The organism is Pseudomonas sp. KT_2_4 (assembly GCF_041410225.1).
Classification (GTDB): Bacteria; Pseudomonadota; Gammaproteobacteria; order Pseudomonadales; family Pseudomonadaceae; genus Aquipseudomonas; species Aquipseudomonas paracarnis.
Window position 1 is genome coordinate 1,026,650 of sequence record NZ_CP166962.1, and the last position, 23,699, is coordinate 1,050,348.

The 23,699-nt window shown below is 60.5% G+C and carries 23 protein-coding genes; 16 read left to right on the plus strand and 7 right to left on the minus strand.

Translation table 11 applies throughout. The features are described 5' to 3' along the window. Window positions 1-61: 61 nt before the first annotated feature. The gene (locus AB9N64_RS04650; RefSeq protein WP_032872382.1) at window positions 62-1,273 is read left to right on the plus strand and encodes an MFS transporter; all 1,212 of its coding nucleotides are present in this window, start codon (window positions 62-64) and stop codon (window positions 1,271-1,273) included. A 497-nt stretch (window positions 1,274-1,770) separates the two neighbouring features. Here AB9N64_RS04650 and AB9N64_RS04655 read toward each other — a convergent pair whose 3' ends face one another. Then, window positions 1,771-2,085, minus strand: a complete 315-nt coding sequence (locus AB9N64_RS04655; protein WP_014718650.1) for a DUF2834 domain-containing protein — start codon at window positions 2,083-2,085, stop codon at window positions 1,771-1,773. A 191-nt stretch (window positions 2,086-2,276) separates the two neighbouring features. Between AB9N64_RS04655 and AB9N64_RS04660 the strand changes: the two genes are divergently transcribed. After that, the gene (locus tag AB9N64_RS04660) at window positions 2,277-3,986 is read left to right on the plus strand and encodes an amidase (protein WP_058410782.1); all 1,710 of its coding nucleotides are present in this window, start codon (window positions 2,277-2,279) and stop codon (window positions 3,984-3,986) included. A gap of 161 nt (window positions 3,987-4,147) precedes the next feature. Here AB9N64_RS04660 and AB9N64_RS04665 read toward each other — a convergent pair whose 3' ends face one another. Further along, complete coding sequence (locus AB9N64_RS04665) at window positions 4,148-4,381, minus strand: DUF6434 domain-containing protein (RefSeq protein ID WP_014718652.1); 234 nt, start codon at window positions 4,379-4,381, stop codon at window positions 4,148-4,150. Between the two features lie 154 nt (window positions 4,382-4,535). Between AB9N64_RS04665 and AB9N64_RS04670 the strand changes: the two genes are divergently transcribed. Next, window positions 4,536-4,967, plus strand: coding sequence for a nuclear transport factor 2 family protein (locus tag AB9N64_RS04670; RefSeq protein ID WP_014718653.1), 432 nt, complete (start codon window positions 4,536-4,538; stop codon window positions 4,965-4,967). Between the two features lie 7 nt (window positions 4,968-4,974). On the opposite strand, the gene AB9N64_RS04675 is transcribed toward AB9N64_RS04670, so the two are convergent. Beyond that, window positions 4,975-6,300: a PLP-dependent aminotransferase family protein gene (locus AB9N64_RS04675; RefSeq protein ID WP_130175711.1), complete on the minus strand. Its 1,326-nt coding sequence runs from the start codon at window positions 6,298-6,300 to the stop codon at window positions 4,975-4,977. Window positions 6,301-6,389: 89 nt separating this feature from the next. Between AB9N64_RS04675 and AB9N64_RS04680 the strand changes: the two genes are divergently transcribed. From AB9N64_RS04680 to yghX, 3 genes are read left to right on the plus strand one after another with little or no spacing between them, the layout of a single operon-like run. Beyond that, window positions 6,390-7,280 carry a DMT family transporter gene (locus tag AB9N64_RS04680; RefSeq protein ID WP_003190848.1) on the plus strand — a complete coding sequence of 297 codons (891 nt, stop codon included), beginning with the start codon at window positions 6,390-6,392 and terminating at the stop codon, window positions 7,278-7,280. Between the two features lie 50 nt (window positions 7,281-7,330). After that, window positions 7,331-7,825 (plus strand): PaaI family thioesterase, encoded by a 495-nt coding sequence (locus AB9N64_RS04685; protein WP_003190847.1) that lies wholly within the window; start codon window positions 7,331-7,333, stop codon window positions 7,823-7,825. 44 nt (window positions 7,826-7,869) lie between these two features. Then, entirely contained in the window at window positions 7,870-8,757 is an 888-nt protein-coding gene (yghX, locus tag AB9N64_RS04690) for a YghX family hydrolase (RefSeq protein ID WP_032902927.1), read from the plus strand. Window positions 8,758-8,910: 153 nt separating this feature from the next. On the opposite strand, the gene AB9N64_RS04695 is transcribed toward yghX, so the two are convergent. Beyond that, window positions 8,911-9,783: a LysR family transcriptional regulator gene (locus AB9N64_RS04695; protein WP_014718657.1), complete on the minus strand. Its 873-nt coding sequence runs from the start codon at window positions 9,781-9,783 to the stop codon at window positions 8,911-8,913. Window positions 9,784-9,912: 129 nt separating this feature from the next. On the opposite strand from AB9N64_RS04695, the gene ampC reads away from it, so the two are divergent. The 3 genes from ampC to AB9N64_RS04710 all read left to right on the plus strand — a co-directional run bounded on the left by ampC (window position 9,913) and on the right by AB9N64_RS04710 (window position 12,253). Further along, window positions 9,913-11,055, plus strand: coding sequence for a class C beta-lactamase (ampC, locus tag AB9N64_RS04700; RefSeq protein WP_282399180.1), 1,143 nt, complete (start codon window positions 9,913-9,915; stop codon window positions 11,053-11,055). Window positions 11,056-11,168: 113 nt separating this feature from the next. Further along, window positions 11,169-11,732, plus strand: coding sequence for a nicotinamide riboside transporter PnuC (gene pnuC / locus AB9N64_RS04705; RefSeq protein WP_014718659.1), 564 nt, complete (start codon window positions 11,169-11,171; stop codon window positions 11,730-11,732). Then, a complete protein-coding gene (locus tag AB9N64_RS04710; RefSeq protein ID WP_014718660.1) occupies window positions 11,729-12,253 on the plus strand; it encodes an AAA family ATPase in 525 nt (174 codons plus the stop codon). The genes pnuC and AB9N64_RS04710 overlap by 4 nt, the downstream gene beginning before the upstream one ends. Window positions 12,254-12,374: 121 nt before the next feature. Here the strand turns inward: AB9N64_RS04710 and ggt are convergent, their stop codons facing one another. Next, a complete protein-coding gene (gene ggt, locus AB9N64_RS04715; RefSeq protein ID WP_032902925.1) occupies window positions 12,375-14,099 on the minus strand; it encodes a gamma-glutamyltransferase in 1,725 nt (574 codons plus the stop codon). 261 nt (window positions 14,100-14,360) lie between these two features. Here ggt and AB9N64_RS04720 point away from each other — a divergent pair, with 261 nt between their 5' ends. Both AB9N64_RS04720 and AB9N64_RS04725 read left to right on the plus strand, forming a co-directional pair. Beyond that, window positions 14,361-16,448, plus strand: a complete 2,088-nt coding sequence (locus AB9N64_RS04720; RefSeq protein ID WP_102666879.1) for a M10 family metallopeptidase C-terminal domain-containing protein — start codon at window positions 14,361-14,363, stop codon at window positions 16,446-16,448. Between the two features lie 84 nt (window positions 16,449-16,532). Next, complete coding sequence (locus tag AB9N64_RS04725; RefSeq protein ID WP_032903947.1) at window positions 16,533-17,678, plus strand: MalY/PatB family protein; 1,146 nt, start codon at window positions 16,533-16,535, stop codon at window positions 17,676-17,678. Window positions 17,679-17,735: 57 nt separating this feature from the next. On the opposite strand, the gene AB9N64_RS04730 is transcribed toward AB9N64_RS04725, so the two are convergent. Then, complete coding sequence (locus tag AB9N64_RS04730) at window positions 17,736-17,951, minus strand: molybdopterin-binding protein (protein ID WP_003173733.1); 216 nt, start codon at window positions 17,949-17,951, stop codon at window positions 17,736-17,738. Between the two features lie 334 nt (window positions 17,952-18,285). On the opposite strand from AB9N64_RS04730, the gene AB9N64_RS04735 reads away from it, so the two are divergent. The 5 genes from AB9N64_RS04735 to AB9N64_RS04755 all read left to right on the plus strand — a co-directional run bounded on the left by AB9N64_RS04735 (window position 18,286) and on the right by AB9N64_RS04755 (window position 22,895). Further along, complete coding sequence (locus tag AB9N64_RS04735; protein WP_032892020.1) at window positions 18,286-19,536, plus strand: ribonucleotide-diphosphate reductase subunit beta; 1,251 nt, start codon at window positions 18,286-18,288, stop codon at window positions 19,534-19,536. Window positions 19,537-19,682: 146 nt separating this feature from the next. Next, window positions 19,683-20,171: a DUF1289 domain-containing protein gene (locus tag AB9N64_RS04740; protein WP_014718664.1), complete on the plus strand. Its 489-nt coding sequence runs from the start codon at window positions 19,683-19,685 to the stop codon at window positions 20,169-20,171. Between the two features lie 49 nt (window positions 20,172-20,220). Continuing rightward, a complete protein-coding gene (locus tag AB9N64_RS04745) occupies window positions 20,221-21,141 on the plus strand; it encodes a class I SAM-dependent methyltransferase (protein ID WP_014718665.1) in 921 nt (306 codons plus the stop codon). A 148-nt stretch (window positions 21,142-21,289) separates the two neighbouring features. Further along, window positions 21,290-22,006, plus strand: coding sequence for a phosphatidylcholine synthase (gene pcsA / locus AB9N64_RS04750; RefSeq protein WP_014718666.1), 717 nt, complete (start codon window positions 21,290-21,292; stop codon window positions 22,004-22,006). Window positions 22,007-22,115: 109 nt separating this feature from the next. After that, the gene (locus tag AB9N64_RS04755) at window positions 22,116-22,895 is read left to right on the plus strand and encodes a TSUP family transporter (protein ID WP_003191011.1); all 780 of its coding nucleotides are present in this window, start codon (window positions 22,116-22,118) and stop codon (window positions 22,893-22,895) included. Here the strand turns inward: AB9N64_RS04755 and nudC are convergent. Then, the gene (nudC, locus tag AB9N64_RS04760) at window positions 22,863-23,696 is read right to left on the minus strand and encodes an NAD(+) diphosphatase (RefSeq protein WP_032901605.1); all 834 of its coding nucleotides are present in this window, start codon (window positions 23,694-23,696) and stop codon (window positions 22,863-22,865) included. The genes AB9N64_RS04755 and nudC overlap by 33 nt on opposite strands. Between the last annotated feature and the right edge of the window lie 3 nt (window positions 23,697-23,699).

Consider the following 23,699-nt stretch of genomic DNA (forward strand, 5'->3'; position numbering starts at 1 on the left):
GCGGTTCACATCACCGCCGCCCGCCTCCACGCCTGTCAGTTGCCTTGTACGGAATGCCCGCATGTCCACAGTCACAGCGTCACCCGCCGCACCTTCGACCAGCTCGCAAGTAAGCCCCTTAGTCATGCGCGTCCTGGGCGCCTGTGCCCTGGCGCACCTGATCAATGACTTGATCCAGGCGGTACTGCCGTCGATCTACCCGATGCTCAAGGCCAACTACGGCCTGAGCTTTACCCAGGTCGGCCTGATCACCCTGACCTTCCAGTTGACCGCCTCCCTGCTGCAACCGTGGATCGGCTACCACACCGACCGCCACCCCAAACCCTGGCTATTGCCGGCGGGCATGGTGTGCACCTTGATCGGCATCTTGATGCTGGCCTTTGTCGGCAACTTCCCAGCGATATTGCTCGCGGCAGCGCTGGTAGGTGTGGGCTCATCGACCTTCCACCCGGAAACCTCCCGCGTCGCACGCCTGGCTTCCGGTGGGCGCTACGGCCTGGCGCAATCGACCTTCCAGGTCGGCGGCAACACCGGCAGCGCTTTCGGCCCGTTGCTGGCGGCGGCGATCATCATTCCCTACGGCCAAAGCCACATTGCCTGGTTCGGCCTGTTTGCGGTGTTCGCCATCCTGGTGCTGTACGGCTTGAGCCGCTGGTACCGCCACCACCTCAACCTGTTCAAGCTCAAGCAAGGCAGCCAGGCCACCCACGGTTTGTCCAAAGGCCGCGTGACCTTCGCCCTGGTGGTATTGGCTGTGCTGGTGTTCTCCAAATACTGGTACATGACCAGCCTGACCAGTTACTTCACGTTCTACCTGATCGAGAAGTTCCAGCTGTCGGTAGCCAGCTCGCAGATGTACCTGTTCCTGTTTCTCGGCGCAGTGGCCGTGGGCACCTTTGCCGGTGGCCCGATCGGCGACAAGATCGGCCGCAAGAAAGTCATCTGGTTCTCGATCCTCGGCGCCGCACCGTTCACCCTGGCCCTGCCCTACGTCGATCTGTTCTGGACCGCCGTACTCAGCGTGGTCATCGGCTTTATCATCGCCTCGGCGTTCTCGGCCATCGTGGTGTTTGCCCAGGAACTGGTGCCGGGAAATGTGGGCATGATCGCCGGGATATTCTTCGGCCTGATGTTCGGCTTCAGCGGGATCGGCGCGGCGCTGCTCGGGATGCTCGCTGACCATCACGGCATCGAATACGTGTACAAGCTGTGCTCGTTCCTGCCGCTGGTGGGCATCCTCACGGTACTGTTGCCGTCGACCAAAGGCGTTTGATCGATCACGTCGCCCCATAGCCTTAGTTATCTACAACTTTGGGGCGACGCGGGACCTGTGGCGAGGGAGCTTGCTCCCGTGACGGCCTGCCAGCCGACGCATATTTATCTGACACCACTAGATCCAAATGTGGGAGCTGGCTTGCCTGCGATGGCGGCCTGCTAGCCGAAGCCTATCTACCTGACACCCCCACGATCCAGATGTGGGTGGCTTGCCTGCGATGACCATAGGTATCGACACAATTCCGTAGCGCTCAACGGTAACCACGATGCGAAGCGAGCCGCTCTTGATCTGCTATGGATATGTCCACAATCCAACTGTGTTGACTGCCAGGCCGCCTTCGCGAGCAAGCCCGCTCCCACAGTGGGATCGCGGTGCTTCAGGTATAGAAGCGTCAACTGTCAGGCCGCCATCGCAGGCAAGCCAGCTCACACTTTGGATCGTCGTGTGTCAGTCAGATCAGCGTCGCTGGCAGGTCGTCACGGGAGCAACAAGCCTCACTTCATGGCCCGGCGAGAAAATCCATTAACCACGATATAGAGCAAAGGCCCTACCGACACAAACACTGCCGTCAGTAAAAAATACGGCAGCACTGAGGCCATCGACCGCCCTCGCCCACGCGCATCCCGGTACATCCACACACACGCCAGCACCGCCATCAGATACAGGTCAATCACCACCTGTGCCGTATCGGGTCTGGACATCAGTTCCCATCCAAATGCCAACAGTGACTGCTCGGCCGTGAGCATGGTCGCCACGGTATAGACGGTGAATCCCAGCAAGGCCGCCAGGGCGATATAAGGTTTTTGCATGGTCTCTTCCTTGAAGTGCAACGTTAATCAACGCGGCCACCTTAGCGACAAGAGACTGCCGCTCGCAATCCTGCTGACGTCTTTCTCGAGATGTCCTGCGCGCCGCCCACACGAAGTAGGCCGCGCTGGTTTTGTGAAATATCTGTACGTAGACTGCCGCCATACCCCCACTTGAAGGCGGCGAAAAAAACGTGATGCAAGTTACTGAAGTCTCCATTGCCCAATTGCGCGCTGCGCTTGAAGCCGGCCAGACCACGGCAGTTGAACTGGTGCAGGCGTACCTGGCGCGGATCGATGCCTACGATGGCCCGCAGACGGCCACTGCACTGAACGCCGTGGTGGTACGCAACCCCGATGCGCTCAAAGAAGCCCAGGCGTCTGATGCACGCCGCGCCAAGGGGCAAACCCTGGGGCCACTGGATGGTATCCCCTACACGGCCAAGGACAGTTACCTGGTCAAGGGGTTGACGGCTGCATCCGGCAGCCCGGCGTTTGCCAAGCTGGTGGCCCAGCGCGATGCCTTCACCATTGAGCGTCTGCGTGCCGGTGGCGCTATCTGCCTGGGCAAGACCAACATGCCGCCGATGGCCAATGGCGGTATGCAGCGTGGCGTGTACGGTCGCGCCGAAAGCCCCTACAACGCCGACTACCTCACCGCGCCGTTTGCGTCGGGTTCCTCCAACGGTGCCGGCACCGCCACCGCCGCCAGCTTTGCCGCGTTCGGGCTGGCTGAAGAAACCTGGTCCAGCGGTCGCGGCCCGGCCTCCAACAATGGCCTGTGTGCCTACACGCCTTCACGCGGGGTGATTTCCGTGCGCGGCAACTGGCCGCTGACCCCGACCATGGACGTGGTAGTGCCCTACGCTCGCACCATGGCCGACCTGCTGGAAGTGCTCGACGTCGTGGTGGCCGAAGACCCGGACACACGAGGCGACCTGTGGCGCCTGCAACCCTGGGTGCCAATCCCCAGCGTCACCTCGGTGCGCCCGGAGTCCTACGCGGCGCTGGTAGTCAACAGCGAAAGCCTGGCCGGCAAGCGCTTTGGCGTGCCGCGCATGTACATCAACGCCGACCCGGAGGCTGGCACCAGCGAAAAACCCGGTATCGGCGGCCCGACCGGGCAAAAAATCCACACCCGCGCCACGGTGATTGAACTGTGGCAAGCCGCGCGCCAGGCATTGGAAGCAGCGGGTGCCGAAGTGATCGAAGTGGATTTCCCGCTGGTGTCCAACTGCGAAGGCGACCGCCCCGGCGCACCGACGGTGTTTACCCGTGGCCTGGTCTCTAAAGAGTTCCTCCACGACGAACTGTGGGAACTGTCAGCCTGGGCCTTCGATGACTTCCTGCGCGCCAACGGCGACCCGCACCTGAACCGCCTGGCCGATGTGGACGGGCCGAACATCTTCCCCCACGACCCCGGCACCCTGCCCAACCGTGAAGACGACCTGGCCGCCGGCATGGACGAATACGTGCGCATGGCCCAACGCGGCATCACGCCATGGGACCAGATCAGCACCGTGCCCGATGGCCTGCGCGGCCTGGAGCAAACCCGGCGCCTGGACCTGGAAGACTGGATGGACACCCTGGGGCTTGACGCCGTGCTGTTCCCCACCGTGGCCGACGTAGGACCGGCCGATGCCGATGTGAACGAAGCGTCTGCCGATATCGCCTGGAGCAACGGCGTATGGGTCGCCAACGGCAACCTCGCCATCCGCCACCTGGGCGTACCCACCGTCACCGTGCCGATGGGCGTGATGGCGGACATTGGCATGCCGGTGGGGCTGACCTTCGCCGGGCGTGCCTATGACGATTCGGCGCTGTTGCGCTTTGCCTCGGCGTTCGAAGCCACCGGCAGCAAACGGATGATCCCGCCGCGTACGCCACCGCTGGCGGCTATCTAGCTGGGCTCCTCACTCAAATGCGGGCTTGCTGTGGCGAGCAAGCTTGCTTGCGCTGGGGTGCGTAGCGCCCCAAAAAAGCCGGCTCCAGCTGCGCTGTCGAGCGGGAGCAAGCTCCCTCGCCACAGCAAGCCCGCTCCCACACTTTTTGTTCATATTTCAGTTCAAACACCGTGGTGCGACGACCGAAGAACCTCGTTGCGACGCTGCCACTCCTCCACCACTTCCCCCAAGGTCTTGGGTGCGCCATTACGAATCCACGCCATGAATGGACGGTTGAACTTGAACGCCGGGCCGCACTGCTCAAGCATAAAGCGGCGCACGTTCTGGGTGTTTTTGTAGCTAGGGGTGACGGGTGTAGCACGGGTGATGACGTCGCTGTGCCAGTCAAAATCCATGATGTACCTCGGCTGCGCGGATGGTGATTAACACTCTAGCGCCTCCTCACCTCAAGCTCCTGCAAATTTCACTTTCCTTCCCCCTTGAGAATATTGCATGGTTGTACGACGACATACCTCGTCGTATTTCCCAACAACAATAAGGAAAACCCCCATGCCCAACTTCAAAGTGCTGATCGGATTTCTGTGCCTGTTCTGCGGCTACGTCGCCGCCGCGCCCGGCGCAGCCGAGAAGGATGTAGCCCAGGCAGTCGATCAATTGACCCAAGCCATGCTGCACCTGGACCTCAAGCAGCTTCATGCACTGACGTCCGACAAGCTCACCTACGGCCACTCCAGCGGCAAGGTGCAGAACAAGGCGCAATTCATTGCCGACCTGGAAACCCATACCAGCGCATTCAAAACCCTGGAGATGCAAAACCAGACCATCACCCTCAATGGCGATACCGCCCTGGTGCGCAACCACTTCCACGCCCTGGCAGTGAACAGCGGTGTGGACACACCAACCGATATCGATAACTTCCAGGTCTGGCAAAAACAGCATGGCAAGTGGCTGCTGATTGGTCGCCAGGCTTACAAGTACTGAAGATCGCTCACCACGCCACCACCTTGCGCACCTTCACCAGCGCCTCACGCAACGCCGCCATCGGCACCGAACCCAGGGCCAGGCGCAGTGCGTGGGGCACCTGGGCCGAGACCGCGAACGGTTCGGCGGTTGAAACCGAGATGCCCGCCCGCTGCAAGGTCATGGCGACCTGATCGGCGCGGGCGTCTTCCGCCAACGGTAGCCACAGAAAGTAGGATGACGGGTGGCTGATGGTCTTCACGCCCCTCAGCACCTGTGCTGCCAACGCTTGACGAGCCTGGGCATCCGCACGCTTTTGCGCCTCCAGTTGCGCCACCGTGCCGTCCTCGAGCCAGCCCACCGCAATCGCGCTCATCACCCCCGGCACGTTCCAGGTAGTGGCCATGATCGTGCGTTCCAACCCGCTTACCCACGCCATAGGCGCAGCGATAAAGCCCACACGCAAACCGGTGGCGACACTCTTGGACAACCCGCCGATGTACACCGTGCGCTCCGGTGCAAGAGTTGCCAAAGGTGGCGGTGCTTCTTCGGCGAGAAACGCATAGGCGCCATCCTCAATGATCATCAGGTCGTGCTGCCGGGCGATTGCCACCAAACGCTCGCGCTGCGCCAGGCTCATCACCCAGCCCAGCGGGTTATGCAGGGTCGGCATGCTGTACACCGCTCGCACCGGGCGCTGGCGACACAGGCTGTGCAGGTGGTCCAGGTCCGGGCCGCTGGCGGTGACTGGGATGGCGACCAGTTCCAGGTGCAGGGTTTCGGCCAGTACCTTGAACCCCGAATAGGTCAATGCATCCACCGCGACCACATCCCCAGGCTTGAGCAAGGTCATCATGCTCACCGCCAGGCCATGCTGGGCGCCGCTGACGACAAGCACCTGCTCGGCTTGCACCGCCAACCCTCGGTTCAACAAGTGCCGGGCCACGGCGGCGCGCTCGTGCACACGCCCGGCATGGGGCTGGTAGCGCAGCAGCGCCTCCAGATCGCCAGACAGGGCGAGCTGGCGCAACGCCGTGCGCAACAGCTCGGCCTGGCCCGGCAAGGACGGGTAGTTGAAATTCAGATCGAGCACACCCGCCGTAACCGTCATCTGCCCGCTGCCCTGCCCTGGCGGCAACGCGATTTCACGCACGAAGGTGCCGCGCCCGGTTTCGCCGCTGACCAGGCCCATGGCTTCCAACTCGCTGTACACCCGGCTGGCGGTGACCAGTGCCAGGCCATGCTCGGCGGCCAATTGCCGATGGGTAGGCAAGCGCGTGCCGGGCTGCAATTGGCCGCTGCGGATGGCCTCGGCGAAGGTATCGACCAGCGTCTTGTAGCGAGCACGGGGCATAGGGTTGTATCCATGACAATTTTTTGATTGTCTTAATCTTCAATCCTAGGATGCCCAGCATGCAACTGCCATTTTCGGACAGGTCCCCCATGGAACGCACTTCTCCTCTCGGCACTCTGGACAGCAGCACCCAGGGTTGGATCAACGGTTTTATCGGCGTGGTGATTTTCAGCGGCTCGCTGCCAGCCACGCGCCTGGCGGTGATGGAATTCGATCCGGTGTTCCTGACCATGATCCGCGCCACCCTCGCGGCACTATTGGGGTTGTGCCTATTGGGGGTATTCAAGGAAAAACGCCCCACACGCCAGCAATGGGCACCGCTGGTTATCGTCGCGCTTGGCGTGGTGATCGGCTTTCCACTGCTGACGGCCCTGGCCCTGCAGTACGTGACCTCGGCCCACTCCATCGTCTTTATCGGCCTGCTGCCACTGGCTACGGCGGTGTTCGGTGTGCTGCGCGGCGGTGAACGGCCGAGGCCGGTGTTCTGGTTGTTTTCGGTCCTGGGCAGCCTGTTGGTGATGGGATATGCCATTGCTCAAGGCTTGAGCGCCGCACCCGCGGGCGATGTGTTGATGCTGTTGGCCGTGCTGGCATGCGGCCTGGGGTATGCCGAAGGCGCCAAGCTGTCGCGCAACCTGGGCGGCTGGCAGGTGATCTGCTGGGCGCTGGTGGTGTCGCTGCCGGTGGTGGCGCCCTTGAGCCTGTTGTTGGCGCCGTCCACCCTCAGCGGTATCAGCTTGCCGGCATGGCTGAGCCTGGGCTATGTGGCGTTGTTCAGCATGTTGATCGGCTTTGTATTCTGGTACCGCGGCCTGGCCCAAGGCGGGATTGCCGCGGTTGGCCAGTTGCAGTTGCTGCAACCGTTCTTCGGCCTGGCGCTGGCGGCGGGTTTGCTGCATGAACAGGTCAGCCTGGGCATGGTGCTGGTGACGGTGGCGGTGATCGGCTGCGTGGCCGGGGCGAAGAAGTTTGCTCGCTGACCCCTGGCCTGCTAAATAGAAGCGTCGCCAAACAACAACAAGGACTCTGCATGCACAGCGCTTCTCTCCAGGACACCACGGCGCCGGACGGCATCTGTTACGGCTGCGGCAGCAGCAACCCCCATGGCCTGCACATCAAGAGCCGCTGGGATGACGATGGCGTGCACGTCATTGCCGAACACCAACCCGAGGCCAAATACAGCGGCTGGCCGGATCTGGTCTACGGTGGGCTGATCGCCATGCTGGTGGACTGCCATTCCAACTGGACCGCCATGGCCTACCACTACCGCGCCGAACAGCGTGAACCCGGCAGCCTGCCGCGCATCGACTGCGTCACCGGTAATCTGGGGATCAAATTCATCAAACCCACGCCCATGGGGGTGCCCCTGGTCCTGCGGGCTCGGGTCGAAGGCGAAATCGGCCGCAAAAGCCGTGTGGTCTGCGAAGTGTATGCAGGCAGCGTGCTCACCGCCGTCGGCGACTCGGTGTTCGTGCGCGTCGACACCGGGCAACTGGCCGCCGCTGCCCATGGCCGCGAGGTTTGATCCTGGTCTACAGTGACGGCAACCGCTAATCGAGGACTGCACCGATGACTCGTCTGACCGCGAAAGACTTTGCTCCCGAACTGCTGGAACTCTACGACGGCTATGCCCACGGCAAGATCAACCGCCGCGAATTTCTCGACCGCGCCGCGCTGTTCACCCTCGGTGGCCTCACCGCTTCGGCATTGCTCGCGGCCCTGAGCCCCAATTACGCCCTGGCCGAACAGGTGAAATTCACCGACCCGGATATCGTCGCCGACTACATCACCTACCCCTCGCCCAAAGGCAACGGCACCGTGCGCGGCTACTTGGTACGCCCAGCCAAGGCCGCAGGCAAACTGCCAGCCGTGGTGGTGGTGCATGAAAACCGAGGCCTGAACCCTTATATCGAAGACGTCGCACGACGCCTGGCCAAGGCCGGCTTTATCGCCTTGGCCCCGGACGGCCTGACCTCGGTGGGCGGCTACCCTGGCAATGATGAAAAAGGCGTGGCACTGCAACAGACCGTCGACCCGACCAAACTGATGAACGACTTCTTCGCCGCCATCGAATGGCTGATGCACCACGACAGCAGCACGGGCAAAGTCGGCATCACCGGGTTCTGTTATGGCGGTGGCGTGACCAATGCAGCGGCGGTGGCCTACCCGGAACTGGGCGCGGCAGTGTCTTTCTACGGGCGCCAACCCGACGCCAAGGACGTACCGCGCATCAAGGCGCCGATCCTGTTGCATTTCGGTGAACTGGATACGCGCATCAATGAAGGCTGGCCGGCGTATGAACAGGCATTGAAGGCCGCTGGGACGAGGTATGAGGCGTTTATCTACAAGGGCGCCAATCACGGCTTCCATAATGATTCGACACCGCGCTATGACGAAGCAGCGGCGAACCTTGCCTGGGAACGCACCCTGGGATGGTTCCGCCAATACCTCGCCTAGCCAAGCGCTGACGGTGGGAGCGGGCTTGCCCGCGAAGGCAGTGTGTCAGTCGCTGCACCTGTGACTGCACAACCGCTTTCGCAGGCAAGCCAGCTGCCACCTTTGATCTTCATTGCTTTGGGCATTGCGTTCGCTAGACTGATCGGCGTCAGCTCAGGCAACACTCGCCTGTAACCACCCTTTGAACGCCACCATCGCGGGTGTCTCAGCCCGCGACTGCAAGCGCGTCAACCAATAGCTGCCGGTGGTGATCCCCATCTCGAACGGCTGGCGGATCACATCGTTCTCCAATTGCCGCGAAAACATACGAGCTGGCGCCAGTGCCACGCCGGCACCTTGCAGCGCGGCCTCCATCATTGCCAGCGAGGAGTCGAACACCACGCTGCGCGGCACCCGGGTATCGCTGGGCAAACCGGCGGCCTGGAACCACAGGTTCCACTCATCGGCACGGTAGGAACGCAGCAAGGTATGCTTCAACACGTCAGCCGGGCTGCGCAGTTGTTCGGCAATCTGCGGCACGCACAACACCGTCAACGGTGCCTCAAGCAAAGGGCACGCATCGGTGCCGTGCCACGCGCCGGCGCCAAAGCGGATGGCATAATCCAGGCCCTCGGCGGCGACATCCACGCGGTTGTTGTGGGTGGACAAGCGCAAGTCGATCAACGGGTAGCGGCTATGAAAATCCGCCAGGCGTGGCAGCAACCAGCCCACCGCAAAGGTACCGACCGCCCCCACCGTCAGGACTTCACGGTAATGGCCGCCTTCAAACTGATCCAAGGTCAGGGCGATACGGTCGAAGGCGTCACGCAGCACGGGCAGCAGGGATTCGCCTTCGCTGGTGAGCATCAAGCCCCGAGGCAGGCGCTTGAACAGCGTGACGTTGAGTTGCGCTTCGAGACTTTTGACCTGATGACTGACTGCCGCTTGGGTCACGCACAGCTCAATGGCCGCACGGGTAAAGCTCAAATGGCGCGCCGACGCTTCGAAGGCGCGCAAGGCATTGAGCGGCAGGTGGGAACGCAGCATGACATGATCCAAATTTTTCTAATGGCTGGTGCGAGATATCATCGTTTGCCCACGTCGGGAAATCCACCTACATTTGCCACGCCTGCGCAGGCCACCATCGCCACTGCCTTATTTACATGGAAGCGAACCATGAAACACACCCTGAAAAAATATGCGGTTTCAGCCCTGTTGCTGGGCGCCGGCAGCTGCATGGCCGCCACCGACATGCGCCAGGTCGTGGACAGCCACGTCACCCCTCTGATGAAACAGCAAGGCATCCCGGGCCTGACGGTCGCGGTCGTCCAGCACGGCAAAGTGCAATACTTTAACTACGGCGTCGCCGCCAAAGACACCCAGGCACCCGTCACTGAAAACACCCTGTTCGAAATCGGCTCAGTGAGCAAAACCTTCAACGCCACCCTCGGCGGGTATGCCCAGGCCATCGGCAAGCTCAAGCTGTCGGACATGACCAGCCAACATCTGCCCGTTTTGGCTGGCAGCGCGTTCGATCGCATCAGCCTGCTGCAACTGGCCACCTATACCGCCGGCGGCCTGACGCTGCAGTTCCCGGATGCCGCCGACAGTGCAACCACCATGATGGATTATTTCCGGCAGTGGAAACCCACTTACGCACCGGGGGAACAACGTCTGTATTCCAACCCCAGCATTGGCCTGTTCGGTTACGTGACCGCAAAAAGCCTGGGCCAGCCGTTCACCGTCGCCATGGAAAAAACCCTGCTGCCCAAGCTGGGCTTGACCAATACCTACACTCGCGTCCCCGCCGACAAGGCCGGCCAGTACGCCCAGGGCTATGACAGCCAGCAGAAGCCGGTACGCGTCAACCCCGGGGCCCTGGACTTCGAAGCCTATGGCCTCAAGAGCAGCAGCCAGGACCTGGCCCGCTACGTGATCGCGAACATGCACCCGCAAACCCTGGAGCAACCGGTGCAGCAGGCCCTTGCCACCACTCACGCCGGCTACTACACCGTCAACGGCATGACCCAGGGCCTGGGCTGGGAACGCTACCCCTACCCCATCGCCCTGCAAGCGTTGCTTGACGGCAACTCCACACCGATGGCGATGGAGCCGCACAAGGTTAACTGGCTCAAACTCGCCCAGCCGCAGCCCGCCAACGTGCTCTACAACAAAACCGGCTCCACCGGCGGCTTTGGCGCCTATGTGGCGTATGTACCCAGCAAGGACATGGGTGTGGTAATCCTCGCCAACAAGAACTACCCGAATGCCGAACGGGTGAAAGTGGCTTATGCGATCTTGAGTGCAATGGATAACTGAAGCCGGTATACCCCGATGGGCGGGGGCTTGCCTTAGTGTCGGTGGTGCACGTTTGAAGATCGCTGGGCTCTAGGTACAATCACCGCCCTCTCCCACTCCCCCAAGGATCCGCCATGTCCGGGCTTGAACTGTTTGCCGCCGCCCTGGGGGTGATCGCCGTTTGGCTAACGGTCAAACAAAACCCCTGGTGCTGGCCCATCGGCCTGGTGATGGTGTTGCTCTACACCTGGGTTTTCTTTGAGGTCAAGCTCTACTCCGACATGCTCCTGCAATTGGTCTATGCGGCCTTGCAGGTCTACGGCTGGTGGCAGTGGACCCGCGCCGGCGAGGTCAAGCAGGGCCGCCAGGTCACTAGCCTGGGCGTGCCGGCGATCATGGCCAGCCTGGCTGTTGGCGCCGTCGGCAGCCTGTTGCTGGGTGCCGCCATGGCCCACTGGACCGACGCCGCCCAGCCCTGGCTGGACGCCGCGCTCACCGGTTTCAGCCTGGTGGCGCAGATGTGGATGGCACAAAAACGCGTGCAGTGCTGGGCATTATGGATCGTGGTCGATGTGATCTTCGTCGGCCTGTTCCTTTACAAAGGCCTCTACCTCACCGCCGCGCTCTACGCGCTGTTTACCGTGATTGCCGTGCAAGGTTGGCGCGAGTGGCGCGCCGACCCGGCGTTGCGCACATGAAAGTGGTGGTATTGGCGGGCCCCGAATCCAGCGGCAAGAGCTGGCTGGCGGCGCAGTTGCACGCGCACTTCGGCGGGTTGATGGTGGGGGAATATGTGCGGTACTTCATCGATCAGCATCAGCGCGACACCACCCTGGCGGATATCCCGGCCATCGCCGAAGGCCAGTTGGCCTGGGAGGATGCCGCCCGCGCCAAATGCCCCGCGTTGCTGATCCTCGACACCCACCTGCTGACCAACAAACTCTGGAGCCAGACCCTGTTCGGCGATTACCCCGGCTGGCTTGATGACGAACTCCTGGCGCGGCATTACGACCTGCACCTGCTGCTCTCCCCCGAAGACGTGGAATGGAGTGCCGACGGCCAGCGCTGCCAGCCGGAACTGGCGGATCGCCGGGCGTTTTTTCAGGCCAGCCTGGAGTGGATGCAGGAGCATCGACAGCCACGGGTGGTGATTGGTGGAGACTGGGAACAACGGCGCCAGGCGGCATTTGCCGCAGTAACCCAGCTGCTCAAGCCCTGACACACTGCCCCCTGTGGGAGCGGGCTTGCTCGCGAATGCTCTGTATCAGCTAGCACATGCATAGACTGACCCACCGCTTTCGCGGGCAAGCCCGCTCCCACATTTTTTACCGTACCAGGCTTCAGTAGCCCAACGACAACCCCGTATTGCGTCGCGGGTCATTGGCCCCATAGAAGCGGTTGTTACCCACCGGCTTGCCATCCAGAGAAGGCGCACCGACCAGGATCGCGGCCAAATGGTTGGCATCTTGGGGACCTGCAAACTTATGGCCCCAGCTCTCGAGAATCTTCTGGGTATCCGGGCTCACGGCAAACGTCTCAAGGTTGGTGGTCTCAGGCATCCACTGCTGGTGGAAACGCGGCGCGTCCACGGCTTCCTGGATATTCATCTTGTAGTCGATGACATTCAGGATGGTCAGCAAAGTCGCAGTGATGATGCGACTGCCCCCCGGTGTACCGACCACCATCACCGCCTTGCCGTCCTTGGTGACGATGGTCGGGCTCATCGACGACAGCGGCGCCTTGCCCGGTGCGATGGCGTTGGCTTCGCCCTGCACCAGCCCATACATATTCGGTACGCCGACCTTGACGGTGAAGTCGTCCATTTCATCGTTGAGGATCACCCCGGTCTTGCTCGCCATCACCCCGGCGCCAAACCAGTCGTTGAGGGTATAGGTCACCGAGACCGCGTTGCCCCATTGGTCGACGATGGAATAGTGGGTGGTGTTATTGCCTTCATGGGGCGATACACCTGGCTTGATCGCCTGGGAGTCACCGGCCTTCTGCGGTTCGATCGCCGCGCGCAGCTTGGCCGCGTAGTTTTTGTCCAGCAGGTGCTCAATGGGGTTCTTCACGAAGTCCGGGTCGCCGAGATAGCTGTTGCGGTCCACGTAGGCGTGGCGCATCGCTTCGATCTGGTAGTGCAGGCCCTGGGCCGAGTGATAGCCCAGATCGGCCATCGGGTAGCCTTCGAGGATATTCATGATCTGGCAGATCACCACACCGCCCGAGCTGGGTGGCGGCGCCGAGACCACATGGTAGCCACGGTAGTCGCACTCGATGGGGGCCAGTTCGCGGGTTTTGTAGGCGTCGAGGTCAGCCTGGGTGATGATGCCTTTGCCGGCCTGGCTGGAATCCACCACCGCCTTGGCGACCCAGCCTTTATAGAAACCGTCGGTGCCCTTGGCCGAGATTTCCTTGAGGGTCTTGGCCAGGTCCTTCTGCACCAGCTTCTGGCCTACCTGCATCGGCTCGCCGTTATGCAGGAAGATGCCACGCATATCCTGGTCTTTTTCGAACTCACCGGTGGCGGTGTGCAACAGGTCGATATCGCCCTGCTCCAGCTCAAAGCCGTTTTCCGCCAGCTTGATCGCCGGGGCAATCACTTGGGCGCGCTTGAGGGTGCCGTATTTGCTCAGGGCCAGCTCCATGCCGGACACCGTGCCCGGTACGCCGACCGCCAAATGGCCTTTGGCGCTGAGGCCTTCGACCACATTGCCGGCCTTGTCGAGGTACATGTCAGCCGTCGCCGCCAACGGGGCTTTTTCGCGGAAGTCGAGGAAGGTCTTGCGCCCGTCCGCCAGTTGCACGGTCATGAAGCCACCGCCGCCCAGGTTGCCCGCCGCCGGGTACACCACCGCCAGCGCATAACCTACCGCCACCGCCGCATCGACCGCGTTGCCGCCGGCCTTGAGCACATCGACACCCACATGGGTTGCCAGGTGCTGGGCCGTGACCACCATGCCATTTTCACCCGCAACCGGGGCCTGGGAAGCTGCATGCACCCCGTTGATCGTTACTACCAGCGCGGTAGCAATCAAGGTGTGACTCAAGGGTTGGTATTTCATCCATGGCTACTCTGATTATTGAGATGCACCAAAATAGCCCTCGCCTGACTAAATCCCCAGCGCGATGGCGCTTTTGACACAGAACTTGTCGGTCATGGGACACACTCGCCCTATTGGCCGCTATTTCACAGGCATGCAGCTTGAACACGCCAACATACTGCAATACAGAGTCAGTTTTCATCTAGCCATTGAATTAGGTACTTTGCGTCTGCCACCCCTATGTAAACACTCCCACTATTAACATTACATTGAGAAACAATCATGTCAGCGATCCCGCGCGTTCGGCCTAACTTTCTTCGCGACCACTCTGAATATTCAGCGCCACCCGCGCAACTTCAGTCGACTGCAAACAACTCAGTTGCCTCTTCACTTTCAGATAAAGTCGCAAAAAACCTCACGCGAAATAATTACAAAATCAAAGACAAAAATAACGACGGCAAAATTGACGTTTCCTACAAATTCTTCAACTCGAATGACCCCGACACGAATTGGCTCAAGAATGGGGGGGCCCTCGAGCTCAGCGAGGCCAGAAAAAAAGCCTTCAGAAGTTCAATGCAGGCCTGGGAGGATGTGGTAAAAGTCAAGTTTACCGAGCATGCCAAGAATACGGATGCTTCCTTTGTGCTTCACGCCAACAGCGGTGTAGGGGGCTATGCGGTCTACCCAAATGATCAAGGGAGTCTTCAGAATATAGGCATTGGTACAGGAGATAGCAGATTCCCCTTGAACGCTTCAATGATTCACGAACTGGGCCATGGTTTGGGGCTTCAACATCCGGAAGGTAACTATCCGGAGAATAGCAAAACCCATACTGCCATGAGCTATAACACACCTTGGTACCGTCCGGCGACCAATGGCGTCAGCGTCTCTGACGCCACCTCAACGCCAATGATGCATGATATCGAAGCGATTCAGCGTCTCTACGAACCCAACTATGAAACTCGTAAAGGCGATACAACTTATGGATTCAACTCAAACTCAGAACGCGACTACTACAGTTTAAAGTCTTCCGATGACATGGTAGCTTTTTGTATCTGGGATGGCGGTGGCAATGACACACTGGATTTCTCCGGATATAAACAGAACCAGAGAATTAACCTTAATGCCCAGGCACTCTCGGACGTGGGCGGCCGGCGCGGTAATGTGTCCATTGCCAAAGGCGTCGTTATGGAAAATGCCATTGGCGGCTCAGGAAATGACGTACTGATCGGCAATCAGGCCAACAATCATATAACCGGGGGAGCCGGGGCCGACAACCTCACAGGAGGTGGTGGTGCAGATACATTTGTATACAGCAAAGCCAGCGACACCTCTGCCAGCAAACCGGACACCATCACTGACTTCACCAGCGGCGTCGATAAAATTGACCTAGTTAACGTCCTTAAAGAGGCCGGCATCCGCCAGCCAGACATAGTCAGCAAATTGACCGGCCGTAAAGGTGAACTGGTATTGGCGTACGATGACACTATCAAGATGTACACGTTAACGCTGGACGTGAGCGGAGGTACCACGTCTGCGTTTAAGATTTTGAGTAAACATCCCATAAAGTCCGAAGACCTTATTACGTCTGCCGATACAGCGCCAACGCCACAGCCCAAGCCTGACCCTACCCCAGCACCCGAGCCGCAGCCAACCCCACGCCCGACACCTGAGCCAAAGCCCCAACCATGTCCCAAGCCTGCGCCTCAGCCTGAAAGCAGCCCTACCGATACCGTCTATGGATTCAACTCCAACAGCGGCAAAGCAGGTACGTCTCTTACGTCACCTTGCGATAAGCCGCACTTTACTGTCGCAGACAAAGCAGGCAACGACACGTTTGACTTCTCTGCCTTCTGCCAAAACCAGCGAATTGATCTCACGCCCGGCGCAAGCTCGGATATCGGGGGCCTGAAGGGCAATATCAGTATCGCAACTGACACCGTCATCGAGAATGCAATTGGCGGTAATGGCGCTGACCGTATTACCGGCAATAGCGCTGACAACGTACTGGTGGGTGCCGCCGGGGCCGACAAATTGATGGGCAACGGCGGTTTCAACACGTTCAAGTACCGCGCCGCCGCGGACTCGCTCCGTGATAGCGCCGACCTGCTAGTGGATTTCACTACAGGCAAAGACACAATCGACCTGAGCGAAATGAGCGCAAAAGAAGGTGTCACCCTTAACTATGTCAGCCAGTACAGCGGCCGGGCTGGCGACACTATCCTCGTGCGAAACCCTGCCACTAACAGGTACTTTCTGGGTATTGATCTGACCGGGGATCGCAAGACCGACTTCTTGATCAAAAGCACCCGGCCAATCAGCAGTGAGGATGTGATCGGCCTTAATTTGCCGGTAGGCACCTATCTCTGAAGGCGTGAGCAACATCGTGCATTAAAGCAAATGACGCTAGAATCGGCGCCATTCTTTTACCGCCGCCCTGATACGAGCCTGTCCATGAGCTTTGATTTCGAAACCATCCACCCACGCTTCGATACCGGCAGTACCAAGTGGAGCCGTTACCCGAAAGATGTTCTGCCGATGTGGATCGCTGACATGGACATCGCCGCGCCGCCCGCCATCTTGCAAGCCCTGCACGCGCGGCTCGACCAGCAGATTCTCGGCTACAGCGTGGCCGGCCCGGACGTGCGCGACGCCATCGTCGCTGACCTGTGGGCCAAGTACGCCTGGCGCGTACAGCCCGAAGAACTGCTGTTCCTGCCTGGCGTCGAGCCTGGCTTCAATATGGCCCTGCACGCCTTCGTCCAGCCTGGCCAGGCGGTGGTGCTGCAAACCCCCAACTATCGGCCGATTCGCCTGGCGCCCGGCAACTGGAACCTGCCACGCATCGAGGTGCCGTTCGAGCAAGTCAACGGCGAGTTCCTCACGCCCCTGCCCGCGATGCGCCAAGCCCTAAACGGGGCCGGAGCCCTGTTGCTGAGCAACCCGCACAACCCCATCGGCAAAGTGTTTCCCCGTGGAGAGCTGATGGCAGTGGCCAATGCCTGCCTGGAAACCGGCGCATTGATCATCAGCGACGAAATCCACGCCGAGCTGTGCTTTGACGGCCGCCGCCACATCCCCACCGCCAGCCTCAGCCCAGAGATTGCCCAGCGCACCATCACGCTGATGTCGGCGAGCAAGGCGTATAACGTGGCCGGCCTGAAGACCTGCTTCGCCGTGATCCAGAACGCCGAGGTGCGCGAGCGTTTCAATCAGGCGCGCTGCGGCATGGTCGACAGCGTCAGCCCTCTGGGCCTGGAAGCCACCCGCGCCGCCTACAGCGAATGCACCGACTGGCTCAGCGCGCTGGTGCAGTACCTGCAAGCCAACCGCGACTACCTGCTTGACGCGGTAAAAACCCGCCTGCCCGGCGTGGTGATGCATGCACCACAGGGCACCTTCCTGGCGTGGCTCGATTGCAGCGCTCTTGGCCTGGATGACCCACAGCAGTTTTTCCTTGAGCAGGCCAAGGTCGGCCTGAGCGCGGGGATCGAATTTGGTGATGACAGCCAACAGTTCGTGCGCCTGAACTTCGGTTGCCCACGATTGATGCTGGAGGAAGGCGTCGAACGCATGGAGATCTGCTTGCAAAACCGCTGACTTCGGTCGCAGTTGCACGGGAAGAGAACGCGCCTCTTCCCGGGCTGTTTTGTCCACTCACAACTTGGCGATGGACACTTCCGTCGATTTCACAAAGGCAATCACTTCGCTGCCCACCTTCAATTCCAGGTCACGCACCGAGCGCGTGGTGATCACCGACGTCACAATGCCCGATGCGGTTTGCACATCGATTTCCGACACCACTTCCCCCAGCAGAATCTCCTTGATCACGCCTTTGAACTGGTTGCGCACGTTGATCGCTTTGATGGTCATGTCGGCTTTCCTTTTGGCTGTTGGGTCAATCCGCACGAATGCGCAGGCCCTCAAAATGCGCTGCCGGATAAAATATTAAAAGGAATAAATACCTATTTATTTATTCGATAATGATATATCGAAAAATTATGTGTCGTGCCCAGCAGCGACCTATGACCGCACATCTTGTGCGTTGACCAACTTTGTTACACCCCATATAGTGTGCCTACAAACAGATCAGACCACTACATAGTGTGCAGCGCCGGTATTTTACCGATCACACTACGCGCAGTATTTCAATGCCTTGTAGCCTGCAAAAACATTTATTTTTCGAGTACCAGGAAGGAGTATTTCCATGCTGAGTTGGGATGAAGTCGACAACGAAGACACCGGTGCAGCGGTGATCAAAGGCGCCAACGCCGGCCACGCCACCGAAGCCAACATGGACCGCCTCGACGGTGCCGGCGCCGCTGCCGCCGTGGAAGCCCGCGCCGTCACCGCCAACGACTCCGCCGCCATCGTGCGCGCCAAGGCCGCCCTGGACAAACTCGACGTCGCCGAAGGCCTCGCCGAGCTGGAAGGTGCCTCCGCCCGCGTCGCCGTTGATGAAAAGCGCATGATCAACTGCCGCGCCGACCTCAACCAACTCGTGCCATTCAAGTACGACTGGGCCTGGCAGAAGTACCTCGACGGCTGCGCCAACCACTGGATGCCGCAAGAGGTCAACATGACCGCCGACATCGCCCTGTGGAAAAACCCCGAAGGCCTGACCGACGACGAGCGCCGCATCGTCATGCGCAACCTGGGCTTTTTCTCCACCGCCGACTCCCTGGTAGCCAACAACCTGGTGCTGGCCGTGTACCGCCTGATCACCAACCCGGAGTGCCGCCAGTACATCCTGCGCCAGGCCTTCGAAGAAGCGATCCACACCCACGCCTACCAGTACTGCATCGAATCGCTGGCCATGGATGAAGGCGAGATCTTCAACATGTACCACGAGATTCCATCGGTGGCCAAAAAGGCCGCCTGGGGCCTGAAGTACACCCGCTCGATCTCCGATCCGAAGTTCGAAACCGGCACCGTCGACACCGACAAGGAACTGCTGCGCAACCTGGTCGCCTACTACTGCGTACTGGAAGGCATCTTCTTCTACTGCGGCTTCACCCAGATCCTGTCCATGGGCCGCCGCAACAAGATGACCGGCGTGGCCGAGCAGTTCCAGTACATCCTGCGCGATGAGTCGATGCACCTGAACTTCGGTATCGACGTGATCAACCAGATCAAAATCGAAAACCCACACCTGTGGGATGCCGAGATGAAGGAAGAAGCGACCCAGATGATTCTGCAGGGTACGCAGCTGGAGATCGAATACGCGCGTGACACCATGCCGCGTGGGGTGCTGGGCATGAACGCGGCGATGATGGAGGATTACCTCAAGTTCATCGCGAATCGTCGCCTGTCGCAGATCGGCTTGAAGGAAGAGTACCCAGGCACCACCAACCCGTTCCCGTGGATGAGCGAGATCATGGACTTGAAGAAAGAGAAAAACTTCTTCGAGACCCGTGTGATCGAGTATCAGACCGGCGGCGCGTTGAGCTGGGACTAATCAACACGAACCAAAAAATGTGGGAGCGGGCTTGCCCGCGATAGCGGTGTATCAGTCACGGATGTACCCACTGACACACAGCTATCGCGGGCAAGCCAGCTCCCACATTGGCTATTGTGATCCATAGACTTTGCAAGTAAGCCTTTATGCCCAACCACACCATTAAAACCCCCTGCGTCGGGCTGTGTTCCACCGTCTACGGTGACCTGGTCTGTCGGGGCTGCAAGCGTTATCACCACGAGGTGATCCAGTGGAATGGCTATAACGCCGAGGAAAAACAGGCGGTGTGGCTGCGCCTGGAACAACTGCTGGTGCAGGTGATGGCCAGCAAGCTGGAAGTGTTCGACCCGCACTGCCTGCGACAGCAGCTGGAAGCGCGCAAGATTCGTTTTATGCCGCACCAGTCGCCGTATTGCTGGGCATACCAGTTGATTGCGCGCGGAGCGCGGGTGATTTCCAAGCTGGATGCCTATGGGTTGACGCTGTTACCGGAGTTTCGCGAACGCCACCTGGCGGATTTGCGCGATGCGATAGATCGAGAGTTTTTTCTGCTGTCCGAGGCACATTACGAACGCTATATCGCCCCGGTTTTCTTGAAAGAGTCATTCGGCCCGGCGCTGATTGCCACGCGCTGACCCACAGTTGTGTTTAAAATGCCGCCCGCCCGATGACTGACCCTTAACGATGAACCCAGACGCACTCGCTACCCTGCACGCCCACTTGCTCACTGCCCTGGCTGACGCGCCCGCGGAAACCCGGCGCCTGTTCCATGGCCGTGGCCGCTGCTGGCCGGGCCTGGAACAACTGACGGTGGACTGGCTGCAAGGGGTGGTGCTGGTGGCGTTGTTCAAGGAAACCGAGCACCTGCAGGCCCTGAAGCAGACGCTACTGCACATCGACTGGGCCGCTTTCGGCGCGCACACCGTGGCCCTGCAACACCGCTACCTGCCGCAAAGCACCACCGAATGGCTGGTGGGCGACGCCATCGACGAGTTGACCATCACCGAGGGCGGCCTGCGCTACCTGATCGACCTGGGTAAAAAACAGAACAGCGGGCTGTTTCTCGACATGCGTTACGGGCGCAACTGGGTACGTGAGCAAGCACAGGGCCAGCGCGTGCTGAATTTGTTTGCCTATACCTGCGGTTTTTCCGTGGCCGCCATCGAAGGCGGCGCCGACCATGTGGTGAACCTGGATATGGCCCGTGGTGCCCTCAGCCGTGGCCGCGACAACCATCGTTTGAATGGGCACGACCTGAGCCGGGTGAGTTTCCTGGGCCACGACCTGTTCAAGTCCTGGGCCAAGGTGACGAACAACGGTCCTTATGACCTGGTGATCATCGACCCGCCCTCCTTCCAGAAAGGCAGTTTCCTGCTGACCAAGGATTACCAGCGCGTGCTGCGCCGCCTGCCGGACTTGCTCAGTGCCCACGGCACCGTACTGGCATGCATGAACGATCCGGCCTTCGGCGAAGATTTCCTGATCGACGGCGTGACCCGCGAAGCACCGGGCCTGCGGTTTGTACAGCGGCTGGAAAACCCACCGGAATTTCCTGACATTGATCCGCAGAGTGGACTAAAGGCACTGGTGTTCCGTCAGGGCTGATGCCGAAACATCCTACGCTTGCTACGCTAACGGATACGCCGGGCGGTGAACCTTATCCTCCCCTTCCCGGTCGATACCTGCATTCCCTGGCCAGACTCGACGGCGCTACGTCGTCGGCTGCCCCGTTTGACCTTTTGGAGAACCGCCCGTGATATCGACCCTGCATGTAGCCAGACTCAAAGCCTGGGGCGCCCACGGCTTTACCGCCACCGGTGTGGTACTGGCCTTTTTGGCCACCCTGGCGCTGCTGGAAAACTCCCCCAAGGCGTGCCTGCTGTGGCTGGGCCTGGCACTGGTGGTGGATGGCGTCGACGGCTCGCTGGCGCGACGGGTGAATGTCAGCACGGTGCTGCCCAGCTTTGACGGCTCGGTGCTGGACCTGGTGATCGACTACCTCACCTACGTGTTCATTCCTGCCCTGTTTATCTACCGCTACATCGACCTGCCCGAGTTCACCCACTTGTTTGCGGTGTCGGTGATCCTGGTGTCGTCGCTGTTCTGCTTTTGCAATGTGAACATGAAGAGCAAGGACAACTACTTCGTCGGCTTCCCTGCCGCCTGGAACGTCGTTGCCCTGTGCGTCTATATCATCCAGCCGGATGCCTGGGTCACCTTGCTGACCGTGATCGGCCTGGCGCTGTTGACCGTGACGCCGATGAAGTTCCTGCACCCGTTCCGGGTCAAGCGTTTCATGCCGATCAACATCGCGGTGACCACTATCTGGCTGCTGTGCAGCTTCCTGATGGTGGTGGATTACCCGAATACCAACCCTTGGACATTTGGCTTGTGGTCGCTGATGTCGGCGTACTTCCTGGGTATCTGCATCTGGCGCACGGCCGTGGAATGGCTGGGCGCGCACAAATAACCAGGCGGGCCCGGTAAAAGATGTGGGAGAGGCTTGCCACCTCCCACATTTGAGTCACATCGCAGTAAGATGCTGGCCTTCTGCGGCCCTCCAACAATAAGCCCTGCCCATGCCCTTCGAACTCAGCGTAGACCTCACCACCCTGGCCATCCTGGCCGTTGTCGCTTTTATCGCCGGTTTTATCGACGCCATCGCCGGCGGTGGCGGTTTGTTGACCACCCCGGCCCTGCTCACCGCCGGTATGCCGCCGCATCTGGTGCTGGGCACCAACAAGCTCAGCTCCACCTTCGGCTCGGCCACCGCCAGTTTTACCTTCTACCGCCGCAAGCTGTTCCACCCACGCCAATGGGTGCACGCCATTGTCGGTACCTTGATCGGTGCACTGACCGGCGCGGTCGTCGCTCATTACTTGCCTGCCGAAACCCTGAACAAGATGCTCCCGGTAATCGTCTTCGCCTGCGGTGTGTACCTGCTGTTCGGGGGCACGCCCAAGGCGCCACTGGATGCCGAGGCACCGATCAAAAAGAAATGGCAAGCCACCCAGGGCTTTGGCCTGGGCTTTTACGATGGCGTGGCCGGGCCCGGCACGGGGGCGTTCTGGACGGTCAGCACGATGCTGCTGCACCCCATCGATCTGGTGAAGGCCAGCGGCGTGGCGCGCAGCATGAACTTCGTCAGCAACGCCGCGGCGCTGACGGTGTTCATCATCAATGGGTCGGTGGACTGGATCGTCGGCCTGGCGATGGGTGTGTCGGTGATGTGTGGCGCGTTCTTTGGCGCACGCAGCGCGATCAGCGGCGGCGCCAAATTCATCCGCCCAGTGTTTATCACCGTGGTGCTGGGCCTGACCGTGCGCCTAGCCTGGCAGCACTGGTTCAGCGTGGCCTAGGCGGCGGGCCACGTAGAGGTCGATCAGGTAACGCGCAATCGAGCGTGACGCCGGCAACGGCGGCAGCTCGTGGATATTGAACCACTGCGCGTCCTCGATCTCGTCGGCCTGGGGCACGATATCGCCACCGGCGTATTCGGCGTGAAAGCCCAGCATCATCGAGTGAGGGAACGGCCAGCATTGGCTGCCCATGTACTGGATGTTCTTGACCTCCAACTGCACCTCTTCGCGCACTTCACGGATCAGGCAGTCTTCGGCGGACTCACCCGGCTCGGCAAAACCGGCCAGGGTGCTGTAGACCCCCGTGACGAAACGCGGCGAGCGCGCCAGCAGGATGTCATCGCCACGAGTCACCAGCACGATCATGCTTGGCGAGATGCGTGGATAGCTGCGCAGGTCGCAGGCCTGGCAATACATCGCCCGCTCCCGCGGCACCTGTACCATCGCCTGGCCGCAACTGCCACAAAAACGGTGCTCCCGCGCCCAGGTGCCGATCTGCGCGGCGTAGCCCAGCACCTTGTACAGGGTGTGATCACCTTGCAGCATAAAGCCGCGCAAGCCTTGCCAACTGCACCCTGGCACCTCTGCCGACGCGTTGAGTTCCAACAGGTACACCGGCTCGCCATCGAGATGGCCGATGCCATGTTCGGCAAACACCGACAGGTCCTGGCGCTTGAGCCATTCGCGCGGGAACAGCGGGCCGTTGGTATCGTGTAAAAAGCCTTCGCGGCTGCGGGCGACGGCCCAGCCGCCGGGGGCGTCGTTGTCCAGCAGCGTTGTGGTAATCCAGCCTGGGGTCATGTC